Source organism: Pontibacter pamirensis (assembly GCF_010015475.1).
Classification (GTDB): Bacteria; Bacteroidota; Bacteroidia; order Cytophagales; family Hymenobacteraceae; genus Pontibacter; species Pontibacter pamirensis.
Genome location: NZ_SSNI01000115.1, coordinates 1 through 1,033, shown reverse-complemented (window position 1 = coordinate 1,033; position 1,033 = coordinate 1). Strand labels below are relative to the sequence as shown.

The 1,033-nt window shown below is 34.0% G+C and carries 2 protein-coding genes; one reads left to right on the top strand and one right to left on the bottom strand.

All coding sequences use genetic code 11. From position 1 onward, the window contains the following. Nucleotides 1–96: IS3 family transposase (locus E1919_RS28235; RefSeq protein ID WP_394351841.1), on the top strand; the 96-nt coding region annotated here is incomplete at its 5' end. A 586-nt stretch (nt 97–682) separates the two neighbouring features. Here E1919_RS28235 and E1919_RS27180 read toward each other — a convergent pair. Beyond that, nucleotides 683–892: a hypothetical protein gene (locus tag E1919_RS27180; RefSeq protein ID WP_162056535.1), complete on the bottom strand. Its 210-nt coding sequence runs from the start codon at nt 890–892 to the stop codon at nt 683–685. Nucleotides 893–1,033: the final 141 nt, after the last annotated feature.

The following is a 1,033-nucleotide window of genomic DNA, read 5'->3' as shown; positions in this document are numbered from 1 at the left end:
AGTTTTTACAACCGGAAAAGGAGGCATTCAGCCCTTGGTTACCTGACTCCTTGCCAATATGAAAGCCTGTTGTACAACCAGGCAGTGGCTGCCTGAGAAAAGTCTCCAGTAAAACATTGCAATTCCAGCTGGGGGTAGTGGCTTTGTAATTTGGGTGTTGCGGTGCCGATTATGTATGGTTAAATCAATATATTATAAATCAGTCAATTATAATTGCTGATTCAAAGTAAGGGAGGTTTAGGGGACGGAATAGTTAGAAATGTTTAATTGCAGCTGTTATATAAAGGGAATGAGGCGCACCTGCAGCTTAGCTACATTGTTCTTTGCTAAAGATACGCTGCAAGGAGAGCCAAGAGGACTACAGCACAGAATATAGTTAAGGTTAATTCTTTCCTGCTAAATAGCCTTTATAGGCTTTAAGTTTCTTTCATTCTAAGTTATTGGGAATATTCAATTGTAAGTATTAATATATAATTTCTTTATTAATAAAATGATTATAAACTCTCTTTCCTAAACTTGTTAGAGTATAATGCACAAGATCTACTCCATTATCTGTCGCAACGTAATTATTGGTAGACTTTATCAAGCCTAAAGAAATAAAATATTGTAAGACTTCATCATTTTGATGATTTGCTTTCAGACTGATTATCTTATTTACAGCCTCAATGTATTTGTTCACATATCAATTTTTTGTAATTAAATCTATTACTTTACTTATAGTTTTATTCTCATCTTTATCTGATAATAACTCTTCTTGTGCCTCTTTAAGGTTTTGTAATTCTTTATAGCTTTTAGATAGTTCTGATAACCTAGTTTTAAGGTGAACATTATCTTTCAATATATCATCAGCTGTTTTAACCTTAGATTCTAAGTCTCTTATCTTTTTCTGCAAGGCTGCATTATTGTCCTTAGAGCATGTTTAAATTTGTAACGTTCTGATTTTTAGTCAATCCGGTTAAGAATGAGCTGACAATTCTGCCATAGTACCCATGCTTCTGCGCTTTTAGTGGTCTTTTCATGGTCTTTGTCGAGC